The sequence below is a fragment of the Actinomyces sp. Z5 genome, from assembly GCF_003287795.1.
Lineage (GTDB): Bacteria > Actinomycetota > Actinomycetes > Actinomycetales > Actinomycetaceae > Actinomyces > Actinomyces glycerinitolerans.
On sequence record NZ_QMIN01000051.1, the window covers coordinates 1 to 25,923 of the forward strand.

Annotated in this window: 16 protein-coding genes; 8 read left to right on the forward strand and 8 right to left on the reverse strand. The window is 69.5% G+C overall.

Annotated elements, in window-relative coordinates:
* Positions 1-402 precede the first annotated feature (402 nt).
* Positions 403-2,766, reverse strand: a complete 2,364-nt coding sequence (locus tag DRB06_RS06920; RefSeq protein WP_111819488.1) for a glycogen/starch/alpha-glucan phosphorylase — start codon at positions 2,764-2,766, stop codon at positions 403-405.
* Between the two features lie 300 nt (positions 2,767-3,066).
* Between DRB06_RS06920 and DRB06_RS06925 the strand changes: the two genes are divergently transcribed.
* Entirely contained in the window at positions 3,067-3,834 is a 768-nt protein-coding gene (locus DRB06_RS06925) for a hypothetical protein (protein ID WP_146750827.1), read from the forward strand.
* A gap of 95 nt (positions 3,835-3,929) precedes the next feature.
* On the opposite strand, the gene glgB is transcribed toward DRB06_RS06925, so the two are convergent.
* From glgB to glgX, 6 genes are all read right to left on the reverse strand, one after another.
* Positions 3,930-6,182 (reverse strand): 1,4-alpha-glucan branching protein GlgB, encoded by a 2,253-nt coding sequence (gene glgB, locus DRB06_RS06930; protein ID WP_258522180.1) that lies wholly within the window; start codon positions 6,180-6,182, stop codon positions 3,930-3,932.
* Between the two features lie 110 nt (positions 6,183-6,292).
* Positions 6,293-7,759 (reverse strand): maltokinase N-terminal cap-like domain-containing protein, encoded by a 1,467-nt coding sequence (locus DRB06_RS06935; protein ID WP_258522181.1) that lies wholly within the window; start codon positions 7,757-7,759, stop codon positions 6,293-6,295.
* Positions 7,756-9,492: a maltose alpha-D-glucosyltransferase gene (gene treS, locus DRB06_RS06940; RefSeq protein ID WP_258522182.1), complete on the reverse strand. Its 1,737-nt coding sequence runs from the start codon at positions 9,490-9,492 to the stop codon at positions 7,756-7,758. The genes DRB06_RS06935 and treS overlap by 4 nt, the downstream gene beginning before the upstream one ends.
* Positions 9,493-9,540: 48 nt before the next feature.
* The gene (locus DRB06_RS06945) at positions 9,541-11,652 is read right to left on the reverse strand and encodes an alpha-1,4-glucan--maltose-1-phosphate maltosyltransferase (RefSeq protein WP_181575216.1); all 2,112 of its coding nucleotides are present in this window, start codon (positions 11,650-11,652) and stop codon (positions 9,541-9,543) included.
* 122 nt (positions 11,653-11,774) lie between these two features.
* On the reverse strand, positions 11,775-12,926 hold the full coding sequence (trpS, locus tag DRB06_RS06950) for a tryptophan--tRNA ligase (RefSeq protein ID WP_108966823.1): 1,152 nt from the start codon (positions 12,924-12,926) through the stop codon (positions 11,775-11,777).
* A gap of 115 nt (positions 12,927-13,041) precedes the next feature.
* Positions 13,042-15,375: a glycogen debranching protein GlgX gene (gene glgX, locus DRB06_RS06955; protein WP_108969633.1), complete on the reverse strand. Its 2,334-nt coding sequence runs from the start codon at positions 15,373-15,375 to the stop codon at positions 13,042-13,044.
* A 145-nt stretch (positions 15,376-15,520) separates the two neighbouring features.
* Between glgX and DRB06_RS06960 the strand changes: the two genes are divergently transcribed.
* The 5 genes from DRB06_RS06960 (at position 15,521) to DRB06_RS06980 (ending at position 20,630) form a co-directional block, all read left to right on the forward strand.
* Complete coding sequence (locus DRB06_RS06960) at positions 15,521-16,300, forward strand: electron transfer flavoprotein subunit beta/FixA family protein (protein ID WP_073326949.1); 780 nt, start codon at positions 15,521-15,523, stop codon at positions 16,298-16,300.
* 33 nt (positions 16,301-16,333) lie between these two features.
* Positions 16,334-17,356: an electron transfer flavoprotein subunit alpha/FixB family protein gene (locus tag DRB06_RS06965; protein WP_111819491.1), complete on the forward strand. Its 1,023-nt coding sequence runs from the start codon at positions 16,334-16,336 to the stop codon at positions 17,354-17,356.
* Between the two features lie 1,302 nt (positions 17,357-18,658).
* A complete protein-coding gene (locus DRB06_RS06970; RefSeq protein WP_111819492.1) occupies positions 18,659-19,054 on the forward strand; it encodes a GntR family transcriptional regulator in 396 nt (131 codons plus the stop codon).
* Positions 19,051-19,815 (forward strand): ABC transporter ATP-binding protein, encoded by a 765-nt coding sequence (locus tag DRB06_RS06975; protein ID WP_111819493.1) that lies wholly within the window; start codon positions 19,051-19,053, stop codon positions 19,813-19,815. The genes DRB06_RS06970 and DRB06_RS06975 overlap by 4 nt, the downstream gene beginning before the upstream one ends.
* The gene (locus tag DRB06_RS06980; RefSeq protein ID WP_073326943.1) at positions 19,815-20,630 is read left to right on the forward strand and encodes a hypothetical protein; all 816 of its coding nucleotides are present in this window, start codon (positions 19,815-19,817) and stop codon (positions 20,628-20,630) included. The genes DRB06_RS06975 and DRB06_RS06980 overlap by 1 nt, the downstream gene beginning before the upstream one ends.
* A gap of 28 nt (positions 20,631-20,658) precedes the next feature.
* On the opposite strand, the gene mnmA is transcribed toward DRB06_RS06980, so the two are convergent.
* A complete protein-coding gene (gene mnmA / locus DRB06_RS06985) occupies positions 20,659-21,777 on the reverse strand; it encodes a tRNA 2-thiouridine(34) synthase MnmA (RefSeq protein WP_073326942.1) in 1,119 nt (372 codons plus the stop codon).
* Positions 21,778-22,068: 291 nt separating this feature from the next.
* Here mnmA and DRB06_RS06990 point away from each other — a divergent pair, with 291 nt between their 5' ends.
* Entirely contained in the window at positions 22,069-23,823 is a 1,755-nt protein-coding gene (locus tag DRB06_RS06990; protein ID WP_111819494.1) for an alpha,alpha-phosphotrehalase, read from the forward strand.
* Positions 23,824-23,837: 14 nt separating this feature from the next.
* Positions 23,838-25,868 carry a PTS glucose transporter subunit IIABC gene (locus DRB06_RS06995; RefSeq protein WP_111819495.1) on the forward strand — a complete coding sequence of 677 codons (2,031 nt, stop codon included), beginning with the start codon at positions 23,838-23,840 and terminating at the stop codon, positions 25,866-25,868.
* The last annotated feature ends 55 nt before the right edge of the window (positions 25,869-25,923 follow it).

Below are 25,923 nucleotides of genomic sequence, written 5' to 3' on the forward strand. Positions count from 1 at the left end.
CGATGTCCTGATACACCAAGTGTCACCGATGTCCTGAGGCAGAACTGTCACCGATGTCCTGAGACATCACAGGTACGTACCGTCGTAAGAAAGTACGAATCGTTGACTAGAAGGTACGAACCGTCGCCGGTAGTGCCGAATCGTCGACCCGAGGGGACGAACCATCAAGCGAGCCACCGAACCTCCACGCCCGGTGACGGTAATCCACCCACCGCAATCAGCCGGGATCCGCCGGCAACCACTGCGATATGCGGGAGCCACCGCGATCCGCTGAGATCCACCGCGACTCGCAGCAATCCGCTGCGGTCCGCCGGAGTTCACGGTGGTCTACCGGCACACGCCAACGGCGCCCGCTCCCAGCGAAGGGGGCGGGCGCCGTCGTCGTGTGCCGCACGCAAGCCGTCAGGCGACCGGCTGCGGTTCGATGCCCCACACCTTGGCGTAGTCGCTGATGGTGCGGTCGGAGGAGAAGCGGCCGGAGCGGGTGATGTTCACCCACGCCTTGCGCTGCCAGGCGCGCTGGTCGGCGTAGTCGACGGCCATGGCGTCCTTGGCCTCGCGATAGGCGGCGAAGTCACCCAGCACGTAGTAGACGTCCGCCTGCTCGTTGCCCTCACCCAGGAGGCTGCGGCGCAGATCCGCGAACCAGCCGGAGCCGTTGTCGTCCAGGGTGCCGTCGGTGAAGGCGTCAAGCACACGCTTGAGGCCGGGGACGGACTCGTAGGTGGCCCGCGGGTTGTAGGTGGCCCGCAGGGCCGGCAGCTCGTCCTCGGTGGCGCCGAAGATGTAGGCGTTCTCATCGCCCACGGCGTCCAGGATCTCCACGTTGGCGCCGTCGAGCGTGCCCAGGGTCAGGGCGCCGTTCATCATGAACTTCATGTTCGAGGTACCGGAGGCCTCCTTACCGGCCATGGAGATCTGCTCGGAGACGTCGGCGGCCGGGATGATGTGCTCGGCGGGGGAGACGTTGTAGTTGTGAATGAACACGACCTTGAGGGTCTGGGAGATCACCGGGTCGTTGTTCACCAGCTCCGCGATGGCGTTGATCAGCTTGATGATGCCCTTGGCGCGGATGTAGCCGGGGGCGGCCTTGGCGCCGAAGATGAACACCCGCGGCGGCACCTGCAGTGACGGGTCCTCCTTCATGCGGAAGTACAGGTCCAGGATATAGATCGCGTTCAGCAGCTGACGCTTGTACTCGTGCAGGCGCTTGATCTGCACGTCGAAGATGGCGTCGGGGTTGATCTCGATGCCTTCGCGCTCGGCCACCCAGGCCGCGAAGTCAACCTTGTTGGCGTGCTTGACCTCGGCCAGGCGGTCCAGCAGAGCGTCGTCGGCGGCATCGGTGTACTCGGCGAGCAGGGACAGGTCCTTGACCCAGGCGTCGGAGCCGGCCACTTCGTCCAGCAGCGCGGACAGGCGCGGGTTGCACTGCCGCAGCCAGCGGCGCGGGGTCACGCCGTTGGTCTTGTTGTTGAAGCGCTCGGGCCACACGTCGTGCCATTCCTTGAGCGTGTCGCGCTTGATGATCTCGGTGTGCAGCGCGGCCACCCCGTTGATGGAGTAGGCGGCATAGCAGGCGATCCAGGCCATGCGCACCTTGTCGCCGGACAGCGGAGCCATGTAGTCGATGCGCATCTGGTCCAGGCCGCGCTCGGCCATCTCCTGGCGGAAGCGGCGGTCGATCTCGCGGACGATCTCCGCGATGCGGGGGAACAGGCGGTCGAAGATGGACATCTCCCAGGTCTCCAGGGCCTCGGCCAGTACCGTGTGGTTGGTGTAGGCGAAGGTCTTAGTGACGATTCCCCAGGCCTGGTCCCAGCCCAGGTGGTGCTCATCCATGAGCAGGCGCATTAGCTCGGGGATGGCGAGCACCGGGTGGGTGTCGTTGAGCTGGATGGAGTTGAAGTCGGCGAAACCGCTCAGGTCATCGCCGTGGTGGGTGACGTAGTTGTCGACGATCTCCTGCAGGGACGCGGAGCAGAAGAAGTACTGCTGGCGCACCCGCAGCACCTTGCCCTCGTAGGTGGTGTCGTTGGGGTAGAGCACGCGGGAGATGTCGGCGGTGCGCTCGCGGTCCACGATCGCATCGGTGAAGCGCTGGGAGTTGAAGGCGTCGTAGTCGAACTCCTCGATGGGCTCGGCCCGCCACAGACGCAGCGTGACGACGTTCTTGGTGCCGTAGCCGGTGATGGGCATGTCGTGGGGGACGGCGCGCACGGTCAGGTCGTTGTAGCGGACGATGCGCTGGGCCTCCTCGCGGCGGATGACGAAGGGGTAGCCCTCCTCCATCCAGGGGTCCGGATGCTCGGTCTGGAACCCGTCCTCGAACAGCTGCTTGAACAGCCCGTAGCGGTACAGGATGCCGTATCCGGCCACAGGCAGGTCCAGGGTGGCGCAGGAGTCCAGGAAACAGGCGGCCAGACGGCCGAGCCCGCCGTTGCCCAGAGCGGCGTCGGGCTCCTGCTCGAGCACGTCGGTGAGGTTCTGCCCGAAGGCGTTCACGGCGTGGGTGGCCTCCTCGACCAGGCCCAGGTTGGTCAGGTTGTTCAGCAGGGCGCGTCCCTCGAGGAACTCGGCGGAGAAGTAGTGCTCCATCCTGCCGGCACGGTACTTCTGCTCGGTGGCGTACCAGTCGTCCGCGATGGCGTCGACGACGGCGGCGGACAGCCCCTGCCAGACCTCCATGGTGGTGGAGGCCTCGGCCGGACGGCCGGAGGCGGACCGGACCTGCGACGGCACGGTCTGGACCAGGTTCTGCGACATTCTTCTTCCCTTGTCAGACTACAGAGACCACCGTTGCAACATGGCTGCAACGGCTGAAAAGTGTACATCGCGGGGCTCGCTACTTGGGGCGGGGACCGCACGCATGCATGCATCCGGACCATACCGGTCTCGGCAACGGCACTGGGCCGGTTTGTTGATCACACCGGTGTGGTCGTGACCGCGTCTGGGGCGCAGATGCGGCCGAACGGCGTAAACGGGGCCCAAAGTCCGTCCCGTCCACGGTGTGAGACGCGCCGGGTCGTCCGTGCGCGGCGGCCGACCCGCGTTAGCGTGATCATCGTGAGCGGAGAAACTGCACGTGTTTCAGATGCGGATGCGACGGCGATGCGCGCCGGTTGGGTGTGCGCGGAGTTGGGGCCGCGAAGGATCGAGAGCACCTATGGCATCGTCCCCCTGGAGACGCTGCCTGCGCTGGATGTCCGGCTCGACGGCGACTTCGGCTGGCTGACCGGACCGGAGGGGGCCACGCCGGATCTGCCCGACCGGGTGACCGAATGCGACGTCCTCCAGGCGCGATTGCATGCCCTGGGACTGGAGCTGCCCGAGGACTTGAGACTCTACCTGTGCTGCTCAGCGGTGTGCGGTCGGATGGACGACGAGTCGACGACCGGGTGCTGGACGGATCCTTCGCCTGTGCTGCGACCCGTAGGACACCCTGATGTCGCCTGTGTCCGCTTCCTGAGTGACCAGCAGGACTGCACCGCCTGGTACTGCTGGATCACTCCCGAGGACAGTTGGGTCGTGGCCCTGTGGACCCGGGACGACGCGGCCGAGGAGGCGATGTGGCGTGCCCTGGACACTGCCCTGGAGCAGGACGAGACCGCCGAGCCCTTGGACGCCGCGATGGAACTGGTCGAAGACGTTGCCGTGTGGGTGGCGCCCAGCGTCGAAGCGTTCGTCTACCGGACCCTGCTGGAGTGCCGGGCCTGGCACCTGCTCCATCCACGGCGGGGGCGCGGCCCGGATGAACAGATCCCCGGAGGGGGACCAGGCGTCGCGGAGGCACGGGACTACCTCGACCAGATGGCGCACTGGCCACCGGAGTAGACGAGATCGGTCGCGTACCGCCGAGGGGCCCGGCGGCGTTGAAACGCCGTCGGGCCCCTGCCGCGGAGCGGGTGTGTTTCCCGCCGATCTGTGGTTCAGTCTCGTGATGGCCGCAGGAAGATGGCGCCCATCGGGGGGACCCGCAGCCGCACCGAGGCGGGACGACCGTTCCAGGGCAACTCCTCGGCCTCAACATGCCCGAGGTTGCCCACGCCGGAGCCGCCGTACTCGGGGGCGTCGGTGTTGATGACCTCGTCCCAGCCGCCGGCGAAGGGCAGGCCCACCCGGTACCCCTCGTGCGGGGTGCCGGCGAAGTTGACGATCACTGCCACCAGGTCCGAACGCCCGTCCGGCCCGGTGCCCTTGCGCAGGTAGGACAGCACATTGTGGTCGCCGTCGCCGGCCTCGATCCACTCAAAGCCCCGATGGGAGAAGTCGTCGGCCCACAGGGCGGGTGAGGCCTTGTAGAAGGTATTCAGATCGCTGACCAGCCGTAGCAGCCCGGTGTGACCGGGATCGTCCAGGATCCACCAGTCCAGGGAGTTGTCCGAGTTCCACTCGGCGCCCTGGCCGAACTCCTGCCCCATGAACAGCAACTGCTTGCCGGGATGGGACCACTGGTAGGCGTACAGGGCGCGCAGGCCGGCCAGCTCCTGCCAGGCGTCGCCCGGCATCTTGGACAGCAGCGAGCCCTTGCCGTGCACGACCTCATCGTGGCTGAGCGGCAGAATGAACTGCTCGGAGAAGGCGTACACCAGGGAGAAGGTCAACTCCCCGTGATGGTAGCGGCGGTTGATGGGCTCCTCGGCCAGGTAGCGCAGGGTGTCGTTCATCCACCCCATGTTCCACTTCAGGCCGAAGCCCAGCCCGCCGTACTCGGTGGGGGCGGTGACGCCCGGCCAGGCGGTGGACTCTTCGGCGATCATGACCGTGCCGGGGTTCTTCCGGTAGGCGGTGGCGGTGGCCTCCTGCAGGAAGCTGATCGCCTCCAGGTTCTCCCGGCCGCCGAACTGGTTGGGGTGCCACTGGCCCTCCTCGCGGGAGTAATCCAGGTAGAGCATGGAGGCGACGGCGTCCACGCGCAGGCCGTCTATGTGGAACTCGCCCAGCCAGTACAGGGCGTTCGCCACCAGGAAGTTGCGCACCTCGTTGCGGCCGAAGTTGAACACGTAGGTGCCCCAGTCGGGGTGCTCGCCGCGCTGCGGGTCCGGGTCCTCATACAGGGCAGTGCCGTCGAAGCGTGCCAGCGCCCACTCGTCCTTGGGGAAGTGGGCGGGCACCCAGTCCAGGATCACACCGATGCCGGCCTGGTGTAGCTGGTCCACCAGGTAGCGGAAGTCGTCCGGGGTACCGAAGCGGGCGGTCGGGGCGTAGTAGCCGGAGACCTGGTAGCCCCAGGAGCCCCCGAAGGGGTGCTCGGCCACGGGCAGGAACTCCACGTGGGTGAAGCCGGCGTCCTTGACGTAGGGCACCAGTTCGTCGGCCAGGCCCCGGTAGCCCAGACCCTGCCGCCAGGAGCCGATGTGTACCTCGTACACGCTCATCGGTCCGGAGTGCGGGTCGGTGACCGCGCGGCGGGACATCCACTCCTCGTCGTTCCACTCGTGGAAGCGGTCGGTGACCACGGAGGCGGTGGCGGGCGGCACCTCGGTGGCGCGCGCCATGGGGTCGGCCTTCTGGTGCCAGGAGCCATCCTGGAAGCACAGCTCGAACTTGTAGCGGGCACCCACGCCCACGCCGGGAATGAACAGCTCCCACACGCCGGAGGATCCCAGGGAGCGCATGGCGGAGGCGGTGCCGTCCCAGTAGTTGAAGTCGCCCACCACGCGCACGGCCCGCGCGTTGGGCGCCCACACCGCGAAGGCGACGCCGTCGACATCTCCCATGGTGCCGGAGTAGTGCTTCAGATGCGCGCCCAGCACCTCCCACAACTCCTCGTGGCGGCCCTCGGAGATGAGGTAGGTGTCCATCTCACCCAGGGTCGGCAGGAATCGGTAGGGGTCGTCGACGGTGATGGTCTCCTCCCCGTAGGTCACCTCGATGCGGTAGTCCGGGATCTCATCCCCGGGGACGACGGTGACCCACACGCCGTCCTGCTCGTGGCGGGCGGGGAAGGAACCCTGCTCGGTGACCACGACGACGGCGTCGGCGAGGTGGCGCACGGTGCGGATGGTCACGCCGTCTTCGCCCACATGGGCGCCCAGCACCTCATGTGGGTTGTGGTAGCGGCCGTAGGCGACATCCGCAAGGACCCAGGGGTCCACGGGGACCGGCACGGGGCCGGTGGCCTGCGGCGGCGGGGCGTCGTTGGATTCGGGGGCGGGCTCGGGGCTGGTGACGTCGGTCATGTTCTCACTCTCCCATGCGGTGACCGGCTGAGGGGGGACTTTATACCGGTGCAACCCGGCGTGGACGAATATGTCTCACGCCGCCGGGTGGGCGGCGCGGGACGGAACGATCAAGTGGTCAGGATCACCTCGATGCCGTGCAGTGGGATGGCGACCCAGTCGGGGCGGTTGCGCGCCTCATAGACCGCCTCGTACAGGGCCTTGTCGAGCTCTAGGGCATTGAGCAGCGTGGTCTCCCGACTCCCGGGGCGTGCGGCCTGGGCGGGGGCCGACGTCGGGACGGCGGACCAGTAGCCGTCCAGGAAGGCGCCGCGCACCGCGCCCAACCAGTCGGGGTGGGTGGCGTGGCCCACCTCGGCCGCGTAGTCGAAGGAGCGCAGCATGCCGGCCACATCCCGTAGCGGCTGATCGGGGCGGCTGCGCTCGGCCAGCGGGCGCAGCGGCTCGCCTTCGAAGTCCAGCACATACCAGCGGTCCTCCTCGACGGCGTGCAGCACCTGACCCAGGTGGTAGTCGCCGTGTACCCGGGTAGCCGGCTCCAGCCGGTCCAGTGCCGCCAGTTCAGCCAGTACCGCTTCCACGCGTGCGCGCAGGCTCGGCAGCCGGCTCTCCAGCTCGGGCACCTCGTCCATCGCCCAGTGGGCCCGCGCGCGCAGCGCCGCGGCCAACTCGGTGGGGGAGGGCGGCGCGGTGGTGCCCAGGGCGGAGGCCAGGTGGGTGTGCATCTGGGCGGTGGTGTCGCCCAGGTCCCGTGCCAGGGCCAGGGCCCGCTCGCGCTGCGGGCCGGCGTCGTCGGCGGCGGCGAGCGCGCAGAACAGCTCGAAGCCGTCGTCTGCGCGGGGTACGAAGGTACAGGCCACGCCCGCATCCGCGGTGTGCTCGGCGCCGTCCGCATCGGCCCAGGTCAGCGTCGTCCACGCCACCGGGGTACGTACCCGGTCCCAGTCGTCGCGGGCCAGCGCCACCGACACCTCCACGTCCGGGTTGCGGCCGGGCGCGAGCACCCGGAACAGCTTCACGATCAGGTCGCCGGTGGCGGCGTCGGCGTCTCCCGCCGCCGGGGCATCGCCGGGGGCGGGCATAACCACCGAGGTGTTGGACTGCTCGCCGGTGGTCACCCGCAACCGTTCGGCGCGCTCGGCGATGGCCAGCGCCCCGTTGTCCTCGAGGGTGGTGCCGGCGTCCAGGGCGGAGTTGGCCCAGGCACGCCAGAAGCGCGGGTGATGGGCGCCGTCCACCAGCGCCACCGGCTCGCCGTCGGGCCCGGGCATCACGAAGCCCTCGTTGCCGGCCGCCTCCCCGGCGGTGGAGAAGCCGGCCAGTGCGGCGGCTGGTTCAAGCACCAGTGGCACATGCACCAGCACCGGCGTCCCCTCTCCACGGGGTACGGCAACCAGCAGGTCGCGCACGCCGTCGGCCAGCTCCCAGCGGCCCGCGAATCGTAGCGGTCCGCTGGTCGGCTCGCCCTTGAGCGGATACCAACGGCGCTGCCCCATCCAGTCCGCGAGCGCCGCCAGCAGGGCGGCGTCATCGGGCCAGGCCGGGGCGGCCCGTCCGGTAAACATCGGGTTGCTCATCTCTCCTCCTCACGGTTCGGGGCGGCGGCCAGCCACCAGTAGCCGCGCGCCGGCAATGTGACCGTCAGCCTCCCCCGGGTGTCGACGGCGGGTGGTGCGGCATGCGGGCGGGTCGCCAGCACGGTGCGTGTGGCCCACCCGGCCAGTTCGGGCAACTCCACGCCCGCCTCGACGGGGCGGTCGGCCAGGTTTGCCAGGCACACCAGCGTCTGGCCCGCCTCCCGGCCGGCGGCCGCGGGGTCCTCGGTGCGAGTATGCGCCAGGACGGCAGGGTCGGATACTTCGCGCAGCTGGAAGTCCCCGCGCCCCAGCACCGGGTGCTCGCGCCGCACCCGCAGCACGCGGCGCAGGAAGTGCAGCAGCGAGTCGGGGTCCGCCAGGGCGTCGGCCACACAGCGGTCGGCGTAGTCGTCGGCGTCGATCAGCGGCAGGGTGAGCGCGGCGGGGTCCGCGCAGGCGGAGAAGCCCATATTCGCCGAGCGGTCCCACTGCATGGGGGTGCGCACGGCGTCCCGGTCGGGCAGCCAGATGTCCTCGCCCATGGCGATCTCGTCGCCGTAGTACAGGCAGGGCGAGCCGGGCAGGGACAGCAGCAGCACATGGGCCAACTCCAGCTCGGCCCGCGAGTCTCCCAACAGCGGGGCCAGACGCCGCCGGATACCGACGTTGGCGCGCATGCGGTCCTGCGGCGCATACCAGCGGTACATGCGCTCGCGTTCGGCGTCGGTGACCATTTCCAGGGTCAACTCGTCGTGGTTGCGCAGGAAGGTGCCCCACTGGCCGTGCGCCGGGATCGGCGGAGTCTCCCGGAGCACGTCGCGGATCGCGGTGGCCGTGCCCTCGCGCAGCGCGGAGAAGATACGCGGCATGACGGGGAAGTGGAAGCACATGGTGCATTCGGGCGCGTCCGGGCTGCCGAAGTAGGCCACCACGTCGGCCGGCCACTGGTTGGCCTCCGCGATGGTGATGGTGCCGGGGAACTCCCGGTCGAGCATTTCGCGCAGCCCGGCGATCAGGCGGTGGGTGCCCGGCAGGTTCTCACAGTTGGTGCCCTCCTCCTCCACCAGGTAGGGGATGGCGTCCAGGCGGAACCCGTCCACCCCGGTGCGCGCCCAGAAGCGCACCACCTCGTGCACCGCGGCCACTACGGCCGGGTTGTTGTAGTTCAGGTCCGGCTGGTGGGAGAAGAAGCGGTGCCAGAAGTACTGACCGCGCACCTCGTCGTAGGTCCAGTTGGAGCGCTCGGTGTCCACGAAGATGATGCGGGCATCGGCGTAACCGGAGTCGTCGTCGGCCCACACATAGAAGTCCCCGTAAGGGCCGTCCGGGTCGCGGCGGGACGCCTCGAACCAGGGGTGGGCGGCGGAGGTGTGGTTGAGCACCATGTCGATCACGATGCGGATGCCCCGCTCGTGGGCGGACGCCACCAGGACACGGAAGTCGTCCATGGTCCCGTAGCGGGGATCGACGCCGGTGTAGTCGGCGATGTCGTAGCCGCCGTCGCGCATGGGCGAGGGGTAGAAGGGCGGGATCCAGATCGCATCCACACCCAGCCAGGCCAGGTAGTCCAGTCGGGAGGTCAGGCCGCGAAAGTCACCGACGCCGTCGGCATCGGAGTCCGCGAAGGAGCGCAACAGCGCCTCATAGAACACCGCGGTGCGGAACCAGTCCGGGTCTGGGCGCAGGCCCGGCCGCGGCTGCGCGGGCAGGACGGGAACACCGGGAATGGTCACGGGGCTCCTTTTACTGGTCGGCAGTTGAGTGGTGGATGGGCGCGGCCGTCACAGGGGCTCGACGGAGAAGACGTGGGCGACACGGCCCGCGAAGGGGTCCAGGCGCACGTAGTTCTGCCCCGACCATTCGTAGGTGTCCCCGGTGAGTTCGTCCGTGACGCGCAGCACCGGCCGGGACCCATCCACCCAGCCGGGCAGGCCCAATTGCTCCAGGTTCAGGTAGACCTCGCCCTCGCGGGCGCCGTAGGGGTCCAGGTTGACGATCGTGAGGACCACGTCGTCCTTACCGGTGGCGGAGTGGGCGGCGTCCACCCGCTTGGAGTAGGCGATCAGCGACTCGTCGCTGGTGGCGTGGAACCAGACGTCGCGCAGCTGCTGCAGCGCCGGGTGGGCGCGACGGGCGGCGTTCAGGCGGGTGAGCAGATCCTCAATGCCGTTGACGCGGGCCGCCCCGAAGTCACGCTGCTTGAACTCGTACTTCTCGTTGTCGATCTGCTCCTCGAAGCCGGGACGCGGTACCGACTCGGCCAACTCGTAGCCGGAGTAGATGCCCCAGCTGGGCGACATGGTGGCGGCCAGCACGGCCCGCAGCTTGAAGGCGGGCACCTTCCCGTTGGTCATGAAGGGGGTGAGGATGTCGTGTGTGGTGGGCCAGAAGGTGGGGCGCAGGATGTGCGCGGTCTCCTGGGACAGCTCCACCAGGTATTCGGTCAACTCCTGCTTGGTGTTGCGCCAGGCGAAGTAGGTGTAGGACTGGTGGAAGCCGATCTTCGCCAGGGTGCGCATCATCGCCGGGCGGGTGAAGGCCTCCGCCAGGAACAGCACCTCGGGGTTGTCCGCACGCACCTGCCGGATGAGCCGCTGCCAGAAGGGCAGGGGCTTGGTGTGCGGGTTGTCCACCCGGAAGATCGTCACCCCGTGGCTGATCCAGGTGCGCACCACCTGGAGGATCGCCTTGTAGATGCCCTCCGGGTCGTTGTCGAAGTTGAGGGGGTAGATGTCCTGGTACTTCTTGGGCGGGTTCTCGGCGTAGGCGATCGACCCGTCGGCCAGGACGGTGAACCACTCGGGGTGCTCGGTCACCCAGGGGTGGTCGGGCGAACACTGCAGGGCCAGGTCGAGGGCCACCTCCATGCCGAGCTCGCGCGCCCGCATGACGAGGGCGTCGAAGTCCTCGAAGGTGCCCAGCTCAGGGTTGATGGCGTCGTGCCCGCCGTCGGGCGAGCCGATGCCGTAGGGGGAGCCCGGGTCGTCGGGGCGGGCATTGAGCGTGTTGTTGCGGCCCTTGCGGTTGGTGGTGCCGATGGGGGAGACCGGGGTCAGGTACAGCACGTCGAAGCCCATGGCCGCGATCCGGTCCAGCCGTTGGGCGGCCGTCTGCAGGGTGCCGCTGTGCCAGTTCCCCTGCTCGTCACGGTGCGCTCCCAGGGAGCGGGGGAAGATCTCGTACCAGGAGCCGGCCAGGGCGCGGCGGCGGTCCACCTGCAGCGGGTAGGTGGCGGACGGGGAGACGTGGTCGCGCAGCGGCAGCCGGTCCAGGACCGCCATCACCTCCCCGGCCAGCCCGGCGGCCAGGCGGTCCGCGGGGGAGGCGGACTCGTCGCGCAGGGCGGCGGCGGCGGCGCGCAGCACCTCGGTGTCGGCCGCATCGCGGCCCGGGACGGCGGCCGCCCGCTCCATCACCCGGGCGCCCTCCTCCAGCATGAGGGCGACGTCGACGCCGGCGGGCACCTTCACGCCGGCGTCGTGCGCCCAGGTGCCGTAGGGGTCCGACCAGCCCTCCACGCGGATGCCCCAGTCGCCCGGGGCGTCGGCGGCCAGGCGCGCCTCGTAGCGGTCCAGCCCGATGCCGACCTCGTACATGCGGGCGCTGGGGCCGTCGCTGCCGTCGGGGCGAACCAGGACGGCGGTCGCGCCGAAGCGGTCATGCCCCTCCCGGAACACCGTGGCGCGGATCGGGAAGACCTCGTCCGGCACCGCCTTGGCCGGCCAACGCCCGTCCTCGATGACGGGGAAGACCTCGGTTACCGGGATGCGGCCCACCGGCGCGTATGGGGCCGGCAGTGGGACCTGGGCGGACGGCGGAGCCGTCGGGTCGGCGGGGGCTACGTGGCTGGTGGGCGTCGTCTTCGCCGCGCGCGGCGTGGTGTTAGGGGTCACAGCGCAAGCGTACCTGCCCGCGCGCGTGCGCGGGGCCGCCGCGGCATCGGGAAGATTACGAGCGCCGCACCACGCGTGAACTGGATCGGCTCCGGCCGCTCATGGTTGCCCTTCTTCCCGGCTCAGTAGTTCATGTGCATGGCGGTGCGCACCGCGTCGAGGGTCTGCTCGGCCACCGCATTGGCCTTGGCGTTGCCGTCGGCCAGGACCTGCAGCAGGTAGTCCTCATTGGCGGCCAGCTCGGAGCGGCGGGCACGGATGGGGGCGAAGAACTCGTTGACCGCCTCGGTGGTGATCCGCTTGAGCGTGCCGGCGCCGCCGTCGCCGATCTGCTCGGCCAGCGATTGCGGCTCCCCGGCCCCGCACAGGGAGGCCAGCGTCAGCAGATTCGCCACCTCCGGGCGGCCCTCGGGATCGTAGGTGATGTGACGGTCGGAGTCGGTCTTGGCCTTCTTGAGCGCCTTGGCGGTCTCGTCCGCACTCATGCGCAGCTCGATGGTGTTGTGACGCGACTTGCTCATCTTCTCCCCGTCCAGGCCCAACAGCAGCGGCGCCTCGGAGAGCAGCGCCTCCGGACGGCGGAAGACCGGGTGCTCCTTGACGGCCCGCCCGTAGCGCTTGTCGAAGCGCTGGGCGATCAGCCGGGCCTGCTCCAAGTGAGGCAGCTGGTCCTTGCCCACCGGCACCAGGTTGGCCTGGCAGAACAGGATGTCGGCGGCCTGGTGCACCGGGTAGGTGAGCATCAGCCCGGACATGGCGCGCCCGTCGGTGGCCTCCAGCTCGGCCTTGACCGTGGGGTTGCGGTGCAGCTCGGACTCGGTGACCAGCGACAGGAACGGCAGCATCAGTTGGTTGGCGGCCGGGACGGCCGAGTGAGCGAAGATCGTGGATCGGCGCGGGTCCACCCCGACCGCCAGGGAGTCTGCCACCAGCGACAGCACGCGCTCACGGATCGGGCCCACGCCGTCGCGGTCGGTGATCACCTGGTAGTCGGCCACCAGAATCCACGTGTCCACGCCCCGGTCCTGGATGCCCTTCCAGGAGTGCATGGTGCCGAAGTAGTGGCCCAGGTGCATGTTGCCCGTGGGGCGCACGCCCGTGAGCATCCGGTAGCGGCCGGGATTGACGTCCAGATCGGCCTCGATCTCGGCGCTGCGGGCCACCGAGCGGGCCAGCGAGGCGGCGTCCGTGGAGCGGGAAAGGACCTCACCGGCGTCCGCAGCCCCCTGGGAGTTGCTGGAGGGGCTGGTGGTGGTCATTTCGTGCTGCGTCATGGCGGACATCCTAAGGTGCGATGCCGAGCGGGCCGGAATCGTGTCTCCAGCGGCCGTCGGGCAAAACGCGGCCGCGGCGGCGGTTGCGCGGCGGAGACACAGGGGAGCAGCCCGCCTACTCCTCCGGCAGGCAGACCAGCTTCTCCCCGGACAGGTAGATGCGCAGGGAAAGCGCATCCAGCGTGGTGGTGTCCCCGGGCCGGTCCTGCCGGCAGTCCGTTGCACCGGAGCGCGAGGCGCGGGCGCGGGCCGGGTTGAGTGCGCGGGCGCGGGCCGCCGGCCCCCGGCCGACCCGGTGGGCCAGGGCGAAGGCGGAGGTGTGTGGGCGCGGCACCGCCCACGTGGAGTCCCACATCAGGTGCCAGTCGGTGCCGCGTCCGTCGGGGAGCGTGACGTCCTCCTGGCCGAGGGAGCCGTTGATGACCAGCAGCAGGTCGGCGTCACCCATGGGGGTACCCGAACGGAGCATCTGCACCACGCGCGTCCACGGATCGTGCCAGGCGGCCACGTCCATCGGGTCGGCGTTGGCGCGGAACCAGGACAGGTCCGGCAGGACGTCCCCGTCGGCCGTGGAGCCGCTGGCGAAGGCGGTCGGGCGCAGCACCGGGTGCTGGTCGCGCAGGTTGATCAGGAAGTGGGTGGTGGCGATCAGGTCCCGCTGCCAGGTGGTCAGGTTCCAGTCGTACCAGGAGATCGGCGAGTCCTGACAGTAGGAGTTGTTGTTGCCGTCCTGGGTGCGCCCCATCTCGTCTCCGCCCAGCAGCATGGGCATGCCGGCGGAGACCAGCAGGGTGCCCAACACGTTGCGGGAGGAGCGGCGGCGCAGGATCTCGATGGGGCCTCCGCCCATGCCCTCCGGCAGGGGACCCTCGAAGCCGTGGTTCCAGGAGCGGTTGTCGTCGGTGCCGTCGCGGTTGTCCTCGCCGTTGGCCAGGTTGTGCTTGTAGTCGTAGCAGACCAGATCACGCAGGGTGAAGCCGTCGTGGGCGGTGACGAAGTTGATCGACGCCAGCGGGCCGCGCCCGCCCGGGTACTCGCCGTAGCTGAACATGTCGGCGCTGCCGCTCAGGCGCGTGGCCAGGTCCCGCAGGTCGTTGCCGGGGCGCCCCTTGGACATCTCGGAGGCGTCGTGCAGCCAGAAGGAGCGCACCGTGCCGCGGTAGCGGTCATTCCAGTCGTGGAAGGGGGCCGGGAACTCGCCCGTGCGCCAGCCGCCCGGGCCGATGTCCCAGGGTTCGGCGATCAGCTTGGTGTTCTGCAGCACAGGGTCGGTGGCCATGGCGATCAGCAGCGGATGGCGCGACTGGAACTCGGAGGCATCCCGTCCCAGGGTCACCGCCAGGTCGAAGCGGAAGCCGTCGATGCCGACGTCGCCCGCCCAGTAGCGCAGCGAGTCCAGTACCAGCTGCACCGCCCGGGTGGAGCGGAAGTCCACTGTGTTGCCGGTGCCGGTGACGTCCACGTACTGGGCGGGCCGGTAGGGGGCGTGCAGGTAGTACTCGAGGTTGTCCAGGCCCCGCAGCGACAGTGCGGGCCCGTCCATACCCGACTCGCAGGTGTGGTTGTAGACCACGTCCATGATGATCTCGAGGCCGGCCTCGTGCAGCATTGAGACCATGCCGCGGAACTCGTCCAGCACCGCCTGCGGACCGGCCTCGCGGGCCGCCCGAGTGGCGTAGGAGGGCTCGGGCGCGAAGTAGGACAGGGTCGAGTAGCCCCAGTAGTTGGTCCGCTCGCGCTGGAGCAGGAAGGCCTCGGAGAAGGCGGCGTGCACGGGCAGCAGCTCCACGGTGGTCACGCCCAGTGAGCGCAGGTGGGAGACGGCGGCCGGATGCGCCAGGCCCGCGTAGGTGCCGCGCAGCTCCGGGGGCACACCGGGCATGGAGTGGGTGAAGCCCTTCACGTGCGTCTCGTAGATGACGGTGCGCTCTTCGGGCACGCGTGGGCCGGGGACGACGGGGAACTGCTCGCCGGTCACCACGCCGAGAGCGGTGTGTCCGGCGGAGTCCAACTCGGAGGGCAGGAAGGGCGCATAGGTGGGGGACAGGTCCGCGTCGACGGCGTGCGCGTACAGCTCCGGGCCCAGGCGGGGGGCGCCTTCGATGGCGCGGGCGTAAGGGTCGAGCAGCAGCTTGCGGGGGTTGAACAGCAGCCCCTCCGACGGGTTCCACGGGCCGTAGGCGCGAAAGCCGTAGCGCTGCCCGGCGCGTACCCCGGGGACGTGCGCGCTCCAGGCGCCGCGGACGGGGCCGTGCATGCCGATGCGCCGTTCGGAGGTGATCGCGCCGTCGGCGTCGGTGGTCAGCAGGCACAGGTCCACCGCGTCGGCACGCGGCGCCACCACCACGAAGTCGGCGCCGTCCTCGGTGAGCGTGGCGCCCAGCCGAGTGCGGTCCGAGGCATCGGAGTCGGCACGGGCAGCAGGTTGCGGCTCTGGCGTGGAGGACATGGACATGAATCCTATTGTTGAGCAAGGAGACGCGGGATGTTACACCATTGCAGCGGCTTATGGCGCGCGGATTATGCGGGGCGCGTCGGTGAGGGTGACCGAGCGCTCACCGGTGACGGCGGCGCGATATGGCAACCTTGTACGCATGAAAATAGTCGTCTGCATCAAGCACGTCCCTGACGTGCAGTCCGAGCGTCGTATGGAGGAGGGGCGCCTGGTCCGCGGTGAGGAGGACGTCCTCAACGAGCTGGACGAGAACGCCGTCGAGGCCGCGGTGGCCCTGGTCGAGGACCTGGGTGGCGAGGTGATCGCCCTGTGTATGGGTCCCGAGGACGCCGAGGACGGCGTGCGCCGTGCCCTGCAGATGGGTGCCGACTCCGGCGTCGTCGTCAGCGACGACGCGCTGGTGGGCGCCGACGTACCTACCACCGCCCGCACACTAGCCGCGGCCGTGTCGAAGATCGGGGGCGCGGAGTCCGGGCCGGGTGACGTGGATCTGGTCATCACCGGCATGGCTTCGCTGGATGCCATGACCTCCATGCTTCCGGGCGCGCTCGCGGCCGCACTGCACGTGCCGGCGCTGACCCTGGCCGGATCGCTGGAGGTGAGCGCCGATGAGGCGACCATCACCCGTTCCGCCGGCACCGTGCGCGAGGTGCTCTCCGCCCCGCTGCCCGCGCTGGTGTCCGTCACCGACCAGGCCAACGAGCCGCGCTACCCCAACTTCGCCGCCATGCGGGCCGCCCGCAAGAAGCCGCTGGACGTCTGGGATCTTGACGACCTCGGCCTGCCCGCCGGCGAGCCGAGCATCGCCGTCATCGACTTCACCGAGCGTCCCGCCCGTGAGGCCGGCATCATCCGCACCGACGCCGGTGAGGCCGGGCGCGACCTGGCCGCCTGGCTGGTAGACCACGAGCTCGTGTGAGCGGGAACAACCCGGAAGGAATGACGAGTAATCATGAGTGAAATCACCTCCGAAACCGCTCCCGGCGGCCGTCTCGACGCGCCCGTGCTCGTTCTGGTGGACCGCACCGGCGAGGGCGCCCCGACCGGTGCCAGCCTCGGTCTGGTGTCCACGGCCCGGGGGCTGACCGCTGGCGACGTCGTCGCGCTCGTGGCGGGCGACATCGACACCGACGCCGCTGCGGCGCTGGCGGCCGCCGGTGCGACCCGCCTGCTCACCGCCGACCTGGGCGGCCGTGAGACCGTGGCCGCCGTCGCCGCCGACGCCGTGGTTGCGGCCGTGGGCTCTGTCGCCCCCGCGGTCGCGCTCGTCGGGGCCGACTACCGCGGCAAGGAGATCGCCGGCCGGGCGGCCGTGCTGCTCGGCTCGGCCTGCGCCTCCGACGTCGGCGACCTGCGCGTGGTCGACGGCGAGTTGCACGCCTCCAAGCTGGTGCTGTCCGGCACCTGGTCGACCACCATGACCGTTTCGGCGCAGGCCGACCACACCCCGGTCATCTCCGTGCACCCGAGTGCCGCGGCATCCGCACCGAGCGCGGCCGGCTCCGACGTCCCGGCCGTGGAGGCGCTTGAGGTGCCGCTCAGCGCCGAGGCGGCGGCCGTCAAGGTCGTCTCCCGGGAGGTGGGCGACGCCGCCGCGGGCCCCGACCTGTCCGAGGCCCAGCGGGTGGTGGTGATGGGACGCGGTACCGACGGCGATGTCGCCCTGGTGCACTCCCTCGCCGATCCGCTCGACGCCGCCATCGGCGCCACCCGTGTGGCCTGCGACGAGGGCTGGATCGAGCGCGCCGCCCAGGTGGGACAGACCGGTGTCTCCATTGCCCCCAGTCTGTACATCGGGTTGGGCGTGTCTGGCGCCGTCCACCACACCAGTGGCATCCAGGGTGCCGGCACGATCGTCGCCATCTGCGACGACTCCGAGGCCCCGATCTTCGAGATGGCCGACTACGGCGTGGTCGGCGACGTCGCCGAGGTCGTGCCCCAGCTGGTTGAGGAGTTGGCGCGCCTGCGCGGCTGAGCGTCACCTGCTGTACTTCCGACGGTCCGCCCCGTCCCGGTTCGTTCCGGGGCGGGGCGGCTTCATGCGCCGCGATCGGTAGAAGTTACGTGCTGAGGTCGGTAGTTATGGGGCTATTCGTGTTTGTGGGTGTGGTGGTTAGGTGCCGCAGGTGGTTGTGTTCGGGGGCGAGCCGGTCGGCAAGGTGGTCGTGCTCGGGCTGTTGAGGACGTTCTGGCCGGTCAGAGGACCGTCGCCGGGCTGGCGGGGACGTCCTCGGGCCGACGTCGGGCTGGATACGCGGACGTTGACCTGAACGTACGGGCCGTCGTGCCTGGCACGTCGTGGCAAGGTCGTGTTGTGTAAGTCGTTTGTGCTGGTGGGGCGGTGCTGGCGATGTGGGTGCCTCCGGGCGGGCTAGCCCGTGTGCTCGGTGAGGATTGTTGTGCGCAGGGCGTTCCCGCGGTGTTGGGGACCTGGTTGTCGGCAGCCGAGGGGGCGAGTGGGTCTTGCGCCGCCCTGGTTGGACCGCTCACGCCCCGATGGACCCCTCACGCCCGGTTGGACCGCTGTAACCGGCGGCTACGGCGGTCCAACCGGGGAACAGGGGTCCAACCGGGGAACAGGGGTCCAACTGACAGGCTCAACAGCCACACACCGCCACCCAAGCACTCACACAACAGGACCTAGCGCGCACGCTCCGGCCCAGCTTCCGTCCGTCGCGCCGTGTTGTGCACCACTGGGGCGCGCGCGTCCACCACCGCCCGGCCGGCCGCCGCTCCTGGCCCGCCACGTCTCCGAGCGCGAGGAGTCTGTGTGCCTGACGGCGAACCGTTTCTTCGTAGGGGGTATGGAGGCTGGCGGTGCGAGCACCCGAGGTGGGGCGGCGTCGCGGGCGCAGAGCCAGTGGAATCAAGGCCAGGTCCCGATCATTGGGTACGCCCCTTCGGCCTTTGCTGCGCCTTTTCGGCGTCTGCTACGCCGGGTGGACCTCTGCTGAAGGGCTCAGAACCCTTCAGCAGACGCCTAACCGGCGTAGTAAACCCCGAACCGGCGTAGTAGACGACGTCAACGCTAAGCACGCGGGCGAACCGACTCCCGCCTTCATCCACACCCACAAACACGAAGCGCCAGACATGGCGGAGTAGCGCACTGTGCACAACCGCGGTGGGCGTAGGGCTGGTCGGCGCGCCGGGACGGAGCTTGTTGACTTCCGCATGCCGCATGTGTCACTGTACTAGTGCAGTAATACAGATGGCCTTCCGGTCGCCTGTTCGCTGCGCTCATGAGCACATTCGTCCGCCCATCAAGAGGGGAGGCCCCGTGGATCTTGACGGCTCCCGGCCGATCTGGCTGCAACTGGTCGACGACTTCCGCCTGCGGATCGTCACCGGCGCCTGGTCGACCGGCACCCGGATACCCAGCGTGCGCGAACTGGCCACGCAATCCGGCGTCAACCCCAACACCGTCCAACGCGCCCTCGCCGAACTCGATCGCACCGGCCTGACCAGCACCGAACGGACCGCAGGCCGCTTCGTCACCACGGATACCGCCGTCGTCGACGCCGTGCGCCGCGAGCTCGCCACCGACGCCACGGACGCCTTCATCACCGCCCTTACCGCCGTCGGCATGGATCTGGCGCAGGCATCCGCCCTCCTGCGGGAGCGCTGGAACGCCCGTCCCGCCATGCCCCAGGCAGACACAGGAGAAAAATCATGAACCGGCACTCATCGGCTCCGCCGTCGCCCGCAGCGCGCTTCACCGCCGTCCCCGTCCCCGACGGTGCCGCCCCACTGATCCGGGTGGCGCACCTGACCAAGGCCTACCGCGGCCGCCCGGCGCTGGCGGACCTGACCCTGGACCTGCCGGCCGGCCGGATCGTCGGCCTCATGGGCTCCAATGGTTCGGGCAAGACCACCCTGCTGAAGATCCTGGCGGGCCTGCTGTCGGAGTACGACGGCCAGGCGCGTGTAGGTGAGTACGTGCCCGGACCGCAGTCCAAGGCGCTGGTCGCCTTCCTTCCCGACGCCGACTTCCTGGCGCCGGAACTCAAGGCCGAGCAGGCCATAGCCATGTTCTCCCGGCTGTTCTCCGACTTCGACGCCGACCGCGCCCGCGAACTGGTGGAGTTCTTCGGCCTGCCCAAGGACCGGAGCCTGAAGGAGATGAGCAAGGGCATGGGGGAGAAGCTACGCGTCAGCCTGATCATGGCGCGCCGCGCCAGTGTCTACCTGCTCGACGAGCCCATCTCCGGGGTCGACCCCGCCGCGCGGGACGTCATCCTCAGCGGCGTCCTGCAGGGCTTCGACCCCGAGGCACTGATGGTGATCTCCACCCACCTGATCGCCGACGTGGAGCCGATCGTCGACTCCGTCGTCTTCCTCAAGGACGGACGCCTGCTGCTCGCCGGCGACGCCGATGACCTGCGTGAGGCTCACGGCATGAGCCTGGACGCCCTGTTTAGGAAGGAGTACCGCTGATGCTGCGCACACTGTTGAATGAGGAGATCCGGTTCCTGGCCCCCATACACCTGAAGATGCTCGGCATCTGGACGGTATTCGGGCTGGTCTTCCTCGGAGTCACGTTCCTGAACCTGCCGGTACTGAACGTCTTCGGGACGCTGGGCGGGGTAATCTCCTTCGGCCTGGCCATACCGGTGGTGCTCATCCACACCGCGGTCGAGTACTGGCAGTCCATGTACGGCTCACGCGGCTACCTGACCCACGCGATCCCGGTGCGCGGGCGGCTGCTGTACGCCGCCAAGACCCTGTATGCCTTCGCGGCCGGCCTGGTGGCGACGTGCTTCACCGCAGTCGGCCTGTTGGTGACCGCGTGGGTGACCGCACGGGCTCAGGGAATCGGCCTCGGTGAGTTGCTCCAACCCGTGCGGGAAATGCTGGACTTCTTCGGCACCGGCTGGGTGATCGGCTTCGTCGTGTACATGATCGTGGAGCTTGCCTGCGTGATCGTGTGCGTGTCCGCGATTATGAGCATCGGGGCGCAAGGACGCTGGAACCACCTCGGCTTTGGCGCGCCCGTGATCGGCTTCGTGGGACTGTATCTGGCGGCGCAGGTGCTCTCGCTGCTACTGCTGCTGATCGTGCCCGTGAGCATGGGGATTCCGTCCGGGGACATCGTGAATACATGGATGCTGCCGGACTTCATTGAGGCGATGCGCACGGGCGGCGACCCGACCCTGTTGGGGCTGGGATTCATCGCCGTGTGGCCGCTGCTGGCGGTGGCGCTCGGAACGTGGGGCGTGCGCTCCATCGAGCACCACACCTCCCTGCGCTGAACGGCGGCTGTGCGGCCGGGTGTGCGGTTCAGGCGACTGTCGCCTGGGCCAGCACCCGGCCGCCGTCGTCCCCGCCGTAGACGACGACGCTCTGCCCGGCGGCCAGGCCCCGCAGGGGCTGGCGCAGCACCGCGTGCAGCGTGCCGGCCGCGGCATCCACGGTCACGTCCGCAGGCACAGGGCGGCCGTGCGCCCGCACCTGTACGGTCACGTCCTGCCGGCCGACGCCGTCGGCGAGCGAATCGGGGGAGTCCAGCAGTACCAGGTCCTTGCCGTCCACAACGGTGCGCCGCAGCAGCTCGGCGGGACCGACCACGACCTCGTTGGTGCGCGGGCGCGTCTCTATTACGTAGCGGGGGCGGCCATCGGCGGCGGGACGGGTCAGTCCCAGGCCCTTGCGCTGGCCGACGGTGAAGCCGAAGTAGCCGCCGTGGGTGCCTAGCACCTCGCCGTCGGGGGAGACGATGTTGCCCTCCTGAGCGCCGAGGCTGCGCTGCAGGAAGCCGCGAGTGTCGCCGTCGGCGACGAAGCAGATGTCGTAGGAGTCCGGCTTATCCGCCACCGGCAGGCCGCGGCGCTCGGCCTCGGCGCGCACCGCCGCCTTGGAAGGAGCATCCCCCAGGGGGAACAGGGCGCGTGATAGTCCCTCGCGCCCGGAGACGGCCAGCACGTAGGACTGGTCCTTGGCCGCATCGGCGGCCCGATGCAGCTCCAAGGTGTTCGCCTCACCTGGGCGGCCGGCGACGGCACCGCCGCGCAGGCGGGCGTAGTGACCGGTGACGACGGCGTCGAAGCCCAGCGCCAGGCCGCGCTCCAGCAGCACGTCGAACTTGACCCGCTCATTGCAGCGCACGCACGGGTTGGGGGTGCGGCCGGCGCGGTACTCGGACAGGAAATCGGCGACCACCCGCTCCTCGAACTCCTCCGACAGGTCCCACACGTAGAAGGGGATGCCCAGGATCTCGGCCGCCCAGCGGGCGTCGCCGGCGTCCTCGATGGAGCAGCAGCCGCGGGCGCCGGAGCGCGTGGCGGCCCGGTTGCGGGTCAGCGCCATGTGCACGCCGACGACCTCGTGACCGGCCTCGACGGCGCGCGCGGCGGCGACGGCGGAATCGACTCCGCCGGACATGGCTGCCAGTACGCGCACATGTGCTCCTTCCACCGCTTCGGTTCTCTCGCTGCCCGGGCGAGCGGGTGCAGCCTACCGCCGGGGAAGGGGAGGTGGGCTGTTGGGCTGGACACTGCGCAACCGTCGGACATCCGTACGCCTCAGTCGATTCCCGCCGGGGTCGATGCGTGGGGGCGGCCACGGACGAGGGATGCAGGGACCTGCGTCACACCTGGCCGTCTCGACTTGCCATGATCCCGACCGCGGTGTCTACTTGTATATACAAGTTGCCGCATGGGAGCGGCAGCGTGAATGATCCCGGAGCAACCCATGAGCTTTCACGACGCCGTCGTCTACCAGGTCTATCCGAAGTCCTTCAAGGACACCACCGGCAACGGCGTCGGTGACCTGCGCGGCATCCTCGAGAAGGTCCCCTACATCGCCTCCCTGGGCGTGGACTACGTCTGGCTCAACCCCTTCTACCCCTCGCCGGGCCGTGACAACGGCTACGACGTCGCCGACTACTGCGCGGTGGACCCGGCGATGGGCACCATGGAGGACTTCGACGAGCTCGTCGCCGCCCTGGCCGAGCACGGCATCAGCCCCATGCTGGACATGGTGCTCAACCACGTGTCCACCGAGCACGAGTGGTTCCAGCGGGCCCTGGCCGGCGAGCAGCGCTACCGCGACTACTTCTACCTCCGCCCGGCCCGCGGTGACGGCCCGACGGGGCAGCCGATCCTGCCCACCAACTGGGTCTCCAAATTCGGCGGCCCCGCCTGGGCGCCCTTCGGGCCCGTGGACGAAACCGGCCACCCGCGCGGCGGGGAGTACTACCTGCACCTGTTCGACCCCGGCCAGGCCGACCTGGACTGGCACAACCCCGAGGTGCGCGCCCGCGCGGCGGAGGTCATCAACTTCTGGCGGTCCCACGGCGTGCGGGCCTTCCGCTTCGACGTCATCAACCTCATCGGCAAGACCGAGCCCCTGGCGGACGCGCCCGCCGGCACCGACGACCGCCTCGTCTACACCGACGGGCCGCTCGTGCACGACTACCTGCACGAACTGTGCCGGGCCAGCTTCGGCCAGGACCCGGACTCCGTGACCGTGGGGGAGATGTCCTCCACCTCCATCGCCGCCTGCGTCGACTACACCAACCCCGCGCGGCGCGAGCTGTCGATGGTGTTCAACTTCCACCACCTCAAGGTCGATTACGCCGACGGTCAGAAGTGGACCCTGGCCGCTGCGGACATCCCCGCGCTCAAGCACATCCTCAACGACTGGGCACTCGGCCTCCAGGCCGGCGGCGGCTGGAACGCCCTGTTCTGGAACAACCACGATCAGCCCCGGGCCATCAACCGCTTCGGCGACCCGGACCGCTACCACTACGAGTCCGCCACCATGCTCGCCACCGCCATCCACCTGCTGCGCGGCACCCCCTACATCTACATGGGGGAGGAGATCGGCATGACCGATCCTGACTACACCCGCATTGAGGACTACGTGGACGTCGAGGCCCTGGGCGCCTACGCCGAGCTGGTGTCCGCTGGGCACAGCGAGGCGGACGCTTTCGCCATCGTCCACGCCAAGGCGCGTGACAACGCCCGCACCCCCATGCAGTGGGACGCGACCGCCGGCGCCGGCTTCACCACCGGCACCCCGTGGCTACGCCCCACCAACGCGGCTGCGATCAACGTCGCCGCCGAGGAGGCGGGCGGCCGCATCCTGCCCTACTACCGCCGCCTGGTGGAACTGCGCAAGACGGAGCCGGTGATCGCCGAGGGCGACTACACCCCCTGGGAGCTCGACAACCCCGACGTATTCGCCTACATCCGCACCCTGCCCACACCCGGGCCCGGCGCATCCGCCGACGCCGCGGGCCCCACCGTTGACGAGGCCGACGCTGCTCGCCTGCTCGTCATCACCAGCTTCCGTGGTCACCCGACCACGGTCGAGGTTCCCAATGAGTTCCTCACCGGAGAAGTGCTCATCGGGAACTACCCCACAAGGCCGCTCAGCCCCGTCATGACTCTGTCTCCGTACGAGGCACTGGCCATCATCATCCGCACTACGACCAGGCTCTGAGAGGAGCTCTCCGCATGTCCCCAGCATCTGCTTCGGATACGGCGCTGGTAGCGCCCGTCTCCGGCAAGATAATCGCCCTCGCCGATGTACCCGACCCGGTCTTCTCCTCCGGGGCCCTCGGAGCGGGTTTCGGCGTGGCCCCAACCTCCGGCCACGTCGTCGCCCCGGTCTCCGGAACCATCACCATGGTGGCCGAAACCGGCCACGCCGTCGGCATCGCCACCCCCGAGGGGCTGGAGGTGCTCCTGCACCTGGGGGTCGACACCGTCGAGTTGGAGGGGCGTCCCTTCCGCCTCACCGCCGCCGTCGGCCAGGAGGTCCGCTCCGGCCAGCCCCTGGGCACCATGGACCTGGCGGCCATCACCGCCGCCGGCAAGGACACCACCACCATCGTGGCCGTGACCAACTCCGCCAAGGCCCTGGCCGGGCTACAGGTTGTCGAGGGGGAGGCGCAGGCCGGCGCGAGCGTGGCCACCGCCGCGCTCAAGACCGCTGCCGCGGCGGGCGCCGCCTCGCCCCGGGCCGCCGCGGTCGACGACGGCCTGACCGGCTTCGACGCCACCGCCCGCGACATCATCGCCGGGGTGGGAGGGGCCGACAACATCCGCTCCGTCATCCACTGCATCACCCGGGTGCGCTTCTACCTGAAGGACGAGTCCCTCGCCGACGACGCCGCCGTGACCGGGACCGAGGGCGTCATCGACGTCGCCCGTGCGGGTGGCCAGTACCAGGTGGTCATCGGCGCCACCGTCGGCGACGTGTACGACGCCATTGTCAAGCAGGTGCCCCGCCTGGCCGAGGGGGCCGACGACGCGGAGGCGGCCCCGGCGGCACCTAGGCCCACCACGCCCATCGGCTGGGTCAAGTACGGCTTCTCCTCCCTGATCGGCGTGATCACCGGCTCCATGATCCCCGTGATCGGCGTGCTGGCCGCCTCCGGCATCCTCAAGGGGATCCTGGCGCTGCTCACCCAGTTCAACGTGGTGGACGACGGCACCTCCACCTACACCTTCATCGACGCCATGGCCTCGTCGATGTTCTACTTCCTGCCCATCATCATCGGCTTCACCTCGGCCCGCCGACTCGGCGCGGACCCGATCATCGTCGCCATCATCGGCGGCGTGCTCACCTTCCCGTCGGTGGTCTCCATGGCCGACTCCTCGGCGGAGGACTACCACGTGATCGCCCGGATCGGGCGGACGGTCTTCAACTCCGACTTCTTCGGCATTCCCGTCTCCTTGCCCGAGGGCAACGCCTACGCCTACTCGATCTTCCCGATCATCGTGGCCGCCTGGCTGGCCAGCAAGATCGAACCGTGGCTGAAGAAGTGGATCCCGGCGGTGGTGCGCTCCATCTTCGCCCCGCTGCTGGAGATCTTCATCGTCTCCACCCTGGTGCTGGTGGTGTTCGGCCCGATCGTCATGACGATCTCCGGTGGCATCGCCCAGGCCGTCAGCTGGGTGCTGAGCCTTTCGTACCCGGTGGCCGGGTTCCTCATCGGCGGCTTCTACCAGTGCCTGGTCATCTTCGGACTGCACTGGGCGGTCATCCCGATCATCTCCCAGCAGATCGCCGACCCCGGCTACTCGCCGCTCAACGCCATCGTCTCCGCCTCCATGATCGCCCAGGGCGGCGGCGCGCTCGCACTGTGGGTCAAGGCCAAGAGCCCCCGCATCAAGCAGCTGGCCGGCCCGGCCACCATCTCCGCCCTGTGCGGGGTGACCGAGCCCGCCATGTACGGCCTGAACCTCAAGTACGGGCGCGTGTTCATCACCGCCTCCATCGGCGGCGCCGTGGGTGGCCTGCTCACCGGCCTGTTCGACGTCAACATGTGGGGCTTCACCGGCGCCTTCGTGGGCTTCCCGTCCTTCGTCAACCCGGCGGGCCTTGACGGCTCCTTCACCGGCTTCTGGATCGCCTCGCTCGTGACCCTGGCCGTGTCCTTCCTGGCCACCTACTTCTTCGGGTTCAAGGAGTCCGACTTCGAGACCGAACGCACGGTGGAGAAGGTGCGGCTGGGCAACCGCGAGCCGGTGGCTCGCTGACGAGCTCGGCCCCCTGGCGGCCCGGTCGGCGCGCGTTGTGTGCGCGCCGACCGGG